Origin of the sequence: Bradyrhizobium sp. NBAIM18, from assembly GCF_020193825.1 — a bacterium.
GTDB lineage: Bacteria > Pseudomonadota > Alphaproteobacteria > Rhizobiales > Xanthobacteraceae > Bradyrhizobium > Bradyrhizobium yuanmingense.
The window spans coordinates 142,288-149,622 of record NZ_JADYVO010000017.1 but is presented as its reverse complement, the minus strand read 5'-3'; the positions used below and the strand labels follow the sequence as shown (position 1 = coordinate 149,622).

The 7,335-nt window shown below is 65.9% G+C and carries 3 protein-coding genes; all 3 read right to left on the bottom strand.

The annotated features are described in order from the left end of the window. Positions 1-294 precede the first annotated feature (294 nt). Complete coding sequence (locus I6F17_RS28750) at positions 295-2,148, bottom strand: sigma-54-dependent Fis family transcriptional regulator (RefSeq protein ID WP_225130718.1); 1,854 nt, start codon at positions 2,146-2,148, stop codon at positions 295-297. A 96-nt stretch (positions 2,149-2,244) separates the two neighbouring features. Further along, positions 2,245-5,550: a carboxyl transferase domain-containing protein gene (locus tag I6F17_RS28745; protein ID WP_225130717.1), complete on the bottom strand. Its 3,306-nt coding sequence runs from the start codon at positions 5,548-5,550 to the stop codon at positions 2,245-2,247. 8 nt (positions 5,551-5,558) lie between these two features. Next, positions 5,559-7,280, bottom strand: coding sequence for an AMP-binding protein (locus I6F17_RS28740; protein WP_225130716.1), 1,722 nt, complete (start codon positions 7,278-7,280; stop codon positions 5,559-5,561). Between the last annotated feature and the right edge of the window lie 55 nt (positions 7,281-7,335).

The window sequence follows — 7,335 nt, the reverse complement described above, 5'->3', positions numbered from 1 at the left end:
TATGAAGCTAATCCGCTGGTCCATCGCACAGCTCTCTCGCCAAGGCATCGGCTGATCCTCCCAGCCGATAGAGAACTGTTACCCATCCATCCGGTCTACTGTGTTACCCATCTATCCGGTCTGGACATCAGTGCACCCTCTCCCCTTGTGGGAGAGGGTGGCGCGAAGCGCCGGATGAGGGGAATCGACCCCCGAATTCCGATGAAAGATGTGTTCGCGGAGAGAGACCCCTCACCCGTCTCGCCGCGGCGCGGCGAGCCACCCTCTCCCACAAGGGGAGAGGGGAAGAAAGAGCTACTGCGTCGTCTCGATCTTCAGCTGCTTGATCTTGCGATAGAGCGTCGCGCGGCTGAGCTTCAGTGCGCGCGCGGCTTCCGTCACTCGGCCATCATGCTTACGTAGCGCCGCGACAATCGTCGCACGCTCGGCTGCTTCGAGATCAGGCTCCGTCCGTCCGCCAAACGGCGGCAGATCGAGATCGGCATCGGTGATGACGCCATCTTCCGCCGTGCAGCCGGCGAGCCGCAGCACGTGGCGGAGCTGGCGCATGTTGCCGGGAAACGGGTAGGCCGCGAGCTGCGACCATGCCTCCTCCGAGAGCCGGCAGCTCGGCGCCTCCTCGCGCGCGATCTGGCGGATGATGTCGTCGCGGTCGGCGCGCTCGCGCAAGGCGGGCAGGCGCACTTCGATGCCGCGCAGGCGAAAATAGAGGTCGGCGCGGAAGGCCCCCGCTTCCGCCATGCGGCCGAGATCGCGATGCGTGGCGCTGATCAGGCGAATATCGACGGTGACGGGCTTTAGCGCGCCGAGCGGCCAGACCTCGCGGTTTTCCAGAACGCGCAACAGGCGCGTCTGCAAGCCGATCGGCATGTCGCCGATCTCGTCGAGGAACAGCGTGCCGCCGTCGGCCTGCACGATCAGGCCCTTCGAGCCCTCGCGCCGCGCGCCGGTGAAGGCGCCCGCCTCGTAGCCGAACAGCTCGGCGTCGATCAGGCTTTCCGGCATCGCCGCGCAATTGAGCGCGACATAATTGTTGCGCGCGCGGTTGCTCGCACCGTGAATGGCCCGCGCGAACACGTCCTTGCCGACGCCGGTCTCGCCATGCAGCAGCACCGGCAGATTGTGGTCGCCGATGCTCCGCAGCCGTTTGACGCTTCGGATCAGGCCGGGGTCGCTGCCGGCGAGCCGGTGCAGCGCATCAAAGCGATCGACTTGCGCATCGCGGCGCGGCGCATGCGATCTCGCACGCAGGGGCGGAGCAACATGCCCCTGCCCCAACGGACGGCCGTCGCCATGGCGCAGCTCGACGATCTCGCCGGTGCCACGCGCAGCGTGATGGTCGAACTTGAGGTAGCGCGACAGGTCGATGCCGGAGGCGATCATGCCGTCGGTGAGGCCGAGCAGCGCACGCGCCGAGCGGCAGGCACCGACGATGCGGCGGTCGTCATCATAGGCGACGAGGCCGCTGCCGCCGTCACCGGGCACGGTGGCGATCCAGGCATTGCGGAAATGCCCGCGGAAGATCGCACCCTCCATCCGCCGCGTCGCCTCCATCGTCACGGCAAGTGCAAGCTGATGCGCGGCGCGCTCCAGATCCTCACGGCAGGAGGTGATGTTGACGGCACCGGCGAGCCGGCCGACCGGATCGAACAGCGGCGCCACCGCGCAGGAGAACATGTGCCATTGCGCGCGAAAATGCTCGTCGCGATGCACCAGGATCGGCTTCTGCTCGGCCAGCGCGGTGCCGAGCCCATTGGTACCCTCGCAAACCTCGGCGAAGTTCGAGCCGGTGTAGATCTTCCAATCCAGAAACATCCTTGCATCGGCTTCGCCCGGCAGACGGCTGAACAGCATGGTCGCGTTGACATCGGCGAGATTGACGCAGTAGCCGGCGTCGCGCAGGACACGGGCGAGATCGTCGAGCTCGGGCGTGACGAGCCGGATCGTCTCCTCCATCGGCTCGGCGACATGGCGGATTTCGGCTTCGGTGAGCGTCTGCGGTGGGCCCTGGCGGGCGGGATCGAGCTTGTGGTTGACGAGGCAGCGCCGCCAGGAACTCGCAATCCGCGAGGAGGCATCGACGTCGGCCACATGATTGGCGACGGACAAGACACGGGCGACATGGTTCGAGGCCGAGAGGCTGGCCATCGCGGACGTCTCCACCCTGTATTATTGTGCAAAGTCTGGCAGCACAGGCGGGGATGTCAATCGGGAACCGGGAAAGCAGCTAATGCTGCACCGCCCTCACCACGTGTCGATGCACGGCCGCTTCTTCGCCGTCCTCGGCTCGGGCTTCGGCACCGTGCGCAAGCCCGCCATGATCCAGCGCCGCGTCTCGGCCGGGTCGATGACGTTGTCGATCTCGAACACGGAGGCGATCGAGACCGCCTTGCCGTTGGCATAGAGCTCGGCGACCTTGTTGCGGTAATAGGTCTCGCGCTCCTCGGGATCGGCGATCGCCTCCATCTCCTTGCGGAAGCCGAGACGGACGTAGCCCTCCAGGCCCATGCCGCCGAACTCGCCGGTCGGCCAGGCCGCGGTGAAGAACGAGGCGTGGAAGCCGCCGCCGATCATCGATTGTGCGCCGAGACCATAGCCCTTGCGCAGCACGATGCCGAACAGCGGCACGGTGAGGCTGGCGCCGGTCACGAACATGCGTGAGACGTGGCGCACGATCGCGGTCTTCTCCGCCTCGGGGCCGACCATGAAGCCGGGCGTGTCGCACAGCGAGACAACAGGCAGATCGAAGGCGTCGCAGAGCTGGAGGAAACGAGCAGCCTTGTCGCCCGCATCGGCATCGATTGCGCCGCCGAGATGGCGCGGATTGTTGGCAATCAGGCCGAACGGCTTGCCTTCGATTCGGATCAGCGCGGTGATCATGCCGACGCCGTAATCGCGGCGCAGCTCCAGCACGGAATCCTTGTCGGCGACGAGGTCGATCACGCTGCGGATGTCATAGACGCGCAGGCGGTTTTCGGGGATGGCGCGGCGGAGCAGGCGCTGGTCAGCAGCCTCCCAATCCGCCACCGCACCCTGGAAATAGGACAGATATTTTTGCGCGACGCGGGTCGCTTCCTCCTCGTCCTCGACCAGGATGTCGATGACGCCGTTCGGCGACTGGAATGATACGGGGCCGACCTCGGCCGGATGATAGACACCGAGGCCGCCGCCCTCGATCATGGCAGGACCGCCCATGCCGATCGAAGCGTTCTTGGTGGCGATGATGACATCGCAGCAACCGAGCATCGCGGCGTTGCCGGCGAAGCAATAGCCGGAAACAACGCCGACGACAGGCACAAGGCCCGAGAGCCGCGCGAACTGCACGAAGGACGGCCCGTCGAGGCCGGTCATGCCGAGCCGGTCGGTGTCGCCGGGCCGGCCGCCGCCGCCTTCGGCATAGAACACCAGCGGCACGCGCCAGTCTTCCGCCAGCGTCAGCATGCGGTCGATCTTCTTGTGGTTCATGTGGCCCTGCGTGCCCGCGAGCACGGTGTAGTCGTAGGCGACGACGATGCAGCGCGCGCCTTCGGGCCCGAACTTCTCGGCATTGACAGTGGCGACGCCCATGACGAGGCCGTCCGCCGGCGTGTTCTTGATGAGATCGTCGAGCTTGCGCCGGCGGCGCTGCGCCGCGATCGCAAGGCTGCCGTACTCCATGAACGAGCCGTCGTCGACGAGCTGGGCGACGTTCTCGCGCGCGGTGCGCTGGTTGGTGTTGCGGCGGCGCTCGACCGCAGCGGGGCGGTTCTCGTCGAGCGTGTTGGCCTGGCGGGCGATCAGCTCGGCAAGATCGGGACGGATATGGTCGAGATCGATGTCGGCTTCCGCCGCCGCGCTGTCGGCGGCGACATCGAGCGGCTCGAGATAGAGGATCGGCTCGCCATGCATCAGCGTGACGCCGTCACCTGCGACGAGTTTTGTCACCCGCCCGCCCTGCTCGGCCATGACGAGGTGCTCCATCTTCATGGACTCGATCACGGCGAGTTGCTGGCCGGGGCGGACGATCTCGCCTTTCTTCACCTGGATGGTGACGATGGTTCCCTGCAAGGGCGCCGCGACCATCACCGTGCCTTCGGGTACGGCTGGCGCGACGTGCACCTCCGCGCTGTGACCGGCGCCGCGCTCGGCCGCGGCGAAGTAAAGCGGCTTGGCGGCACCATCCGATGCTTCCACGAGCCCGGCAATGTTGCGGTCGATGAAATCAGTCGCGATGCGGTTCGTCCTGAAATCGGGATGCGCGAGCACCGACTGGAGGAAGGCAATGTTGGTGACGACGCCATCGATCCGGAACTCGCGTAGCGCACGCGAGGCTTTCGCGACGACGTCATGCCAGGCCTCGCTCGGCGTGTGCACGATCACCTTGGCAAGCAGCGAATCGAACGAGGCACTGGTCTTGTAGCCGGCGTAACCGAAGCTATCGACGCGGACACCGGGGCCCGACGGCGGCTCGAACACGGCGAGCACGCCGCCGGTCGGATGCGTGGCGCCGGTCTCATCCAGCGTTTCCATGTTGACGCGAAGCTGCATGGCATGGCCGCGCGGCTTCGGGATCGATGCCTGCGCAAGGCCGAGCGAGCTCAATGTGCTGCCTGCGGCGACCGCGAGCTGAGCGCGGACGAGATCGACGCCGAGCACCTCTTCGGTCACGGTGTGCTCGACCTGGAGCCGCGGGTTGGCCTCGATGAAGGCGAAGCTGTCCTCGGCGGTTCCGTCGACCAGAAACTCGAACGTGCCGAGATTGTCGTAAGACGCGGCGCCCGCCAGCTGCTTTGCCGCTTCGATGATGCGGCCGCGCAGGGCATCGCTCAATGACGGGCTCGGCGCCACCTCGATCAGCTTCTGGTGCCGGCGCTGGATGGTGCATTCGCGTTCCCAGAGATGGGAGATCGCACCATGGCGGTCGCCGATGATCTGGACCTCGATGTGGCGCGCCTGCCGGATCAGCCGCTCGGCATAGACGCCCTCGAAGCCGAACGCCGCCTTGGCCTCGGATTGGCAGCGCGCATAGGCTTCCGAAAGATCGGACGCGTTCTCCACCACGCGCATGCCGCGGCCGCCACCGCCCGCCATCGCCTTGATCACGATCGCAGCATTGCTGCCGAGCGAGATAAAGAATGCCGTGATCTCCTCGAGGCTGGACGGCCCGCTGGTGCCGGCAATGATCGGCACGCCGCAGCGTTTGGCCAGCTGACGTGCCGCAACCTTGTCGCCGAACAGCTCGAGCGCAGCCGGTTTCGGCCCGACGAAGGTGATTCCGGCGTCGGCGCAGGCTTTCGCGAATGCCGCGTTCTCGCTGAGGAAGCCATAGCCGGGATGCACGGCATCGCAAGCTGCGCTCTTGGCCGCCATCACCACGGCCTCGATGTCGAGATAGGCCCGTGCGCCGCGGCCGGGGATCTCGAGCGCCTCGTCCGCAACGCGCCCGTGCAGCGACAGCGCATCGTCGGCGGGATGGATCGCGACCGTCGCAATGCCGGCATCGGCCGCCGCGCGTGCGATGCGGATGGCGATCTCGCCGCGATTGGCGATCAGGAGCTTCTTGAACGACATCGTCTCTCTCACTGGACGGCAGGAGGATTTGGAATGAGGTCCTGCTTCCTGACCTTGCCCGTTGCCGTCAACGGCAGCGCATCGATAATGCGGACTTCCGGAACCTTGTAGACGGCCATGCGCTCGGCGCACCAGGCGCGCAGTTCCTGTTCTGAGACCGTGCCGATCGCTTCCGGCTTGAGCTGGATGTAAGCGACCGGCACCTGGCCCTTGTCCGGATCATCACGGCCGACCACGCCCGAGCCCAGCACCTTCGGATGCTGCCCCAGCAACGCCTCGATCTCCGGCGGAAACACGCTCATGCCCTTGACCTTCAGCATCTCCTTGCGCCGGCCGAGGAAGTGCAGAAAGCCGTCCTTGTCGATGGTGCCGATATCGCCGGTGCGCAACCAGCCGTCGACGAGCGATTCCGCCGTCGCCTCGGGCTTGTTCCAGTAGCTCTTGAGCAGCGACGGCGTGCGCACGCGGATCTCGCCTTCGGCTCCCAGCGGCAGCAGCGCACCGGTCTCGAAATCCGTGATCTTGAACTCGGCGCCGGGGACCGGCAGGCCGACGAAGATCGGCTGGCTGTTGAGGTCGAAATCCCCGTCCTGAAAGCCAGCGGTGAAAGTATTGGAGGTGTGGGTCTCGGTCATGCCCCAGGCCGCCTCCATCAGGATCGTGCCGGTGAGGTCCTTCCAGCGCCTGCGATAGCCGGCGTTGAGCTTCTTGACGAAGGAGACCACGCGCACCTGTTGCAGCGACGACAGGTCGAACTCGCTCCAGCGCGGATGGTCCATCATCTCGACCGCGCTGTCGACCGGCATCGCCGTCATCGTGACCTTGTACTTGTCGATCGCCGCCATCGCGCCGACAGCGTCCCAGCGCGCGAGCAGAACCAGCGTGCCGCCCGAGAACAGCGGGAAGATCAGACCGGAATTCTCGCCCGCAATCCAGAACTCCGGAAAGAACGACAGGAACACGCTGCTCTCATCCGAGGGAAACGAGATGCCGTAATTGGCGGCGGCCGTGTAGACCATATCGCGATGGGTATGGACGCAGCCCTTGGGCATGCCGGTGGTACCGCCGGTGTAATTGAGCGCGGCGACATCATCGAGGTGAGGCGGCGGCAGCGGCGTCGGTGCGGACATTGCCGCGAGCGCCGGCAGGAGATCAGTTGCGCCGGAGACCGCAACGCGCGGCGTGCGGATCGAGTCCGGTGCCGGAAAGGCAGGCGACGCCGGCACGACGTCGGCGAAGCTGGTGACGATGATCTCGCGCAGTTGCACCTCGCCGCGGACCTGATCAACGATAGGCATGAGCTGGTCGAGCGCGACGATCACATCGGCCTGGGTGTCGTTGAGCTGGTAGGACAATTCGAATGCGCGCGACAGCGGGCTGATGGGGACGTGGATCGCGCCGAGCTTCAGGATACCGAAGAACACGACGTGGAATTGCGGGCAGTTCGGCAGGAAGACGGCGACGCGATCGCCCTTGCGCACGCCCTTTGCCTGCAACAGCGCCGCAAAGCGATCGCTCTTCTGATCGAGATCGGCATAGGTGGTCACATGCCCGTAGAAGATCACCGCGGGCCGCTCCGGACTCCGCTTCGCCCAGGTGCGCAGATATTCCGTCAGGGGAACTTCGCCGTGCAGATAGTTCGGCGAGCGCGGCAGGCCGGTCGGCCAGGCTTTGTCCCACAGGCCGCGCAAGGTGGCGAGGTAGTCATTCTCGTCAAGGCCCGTGTTCATGACGTCCTTCCCGTGTTGCTTTTCCTTTCGCGAGGGACGCAAGGCAGCATCGCTC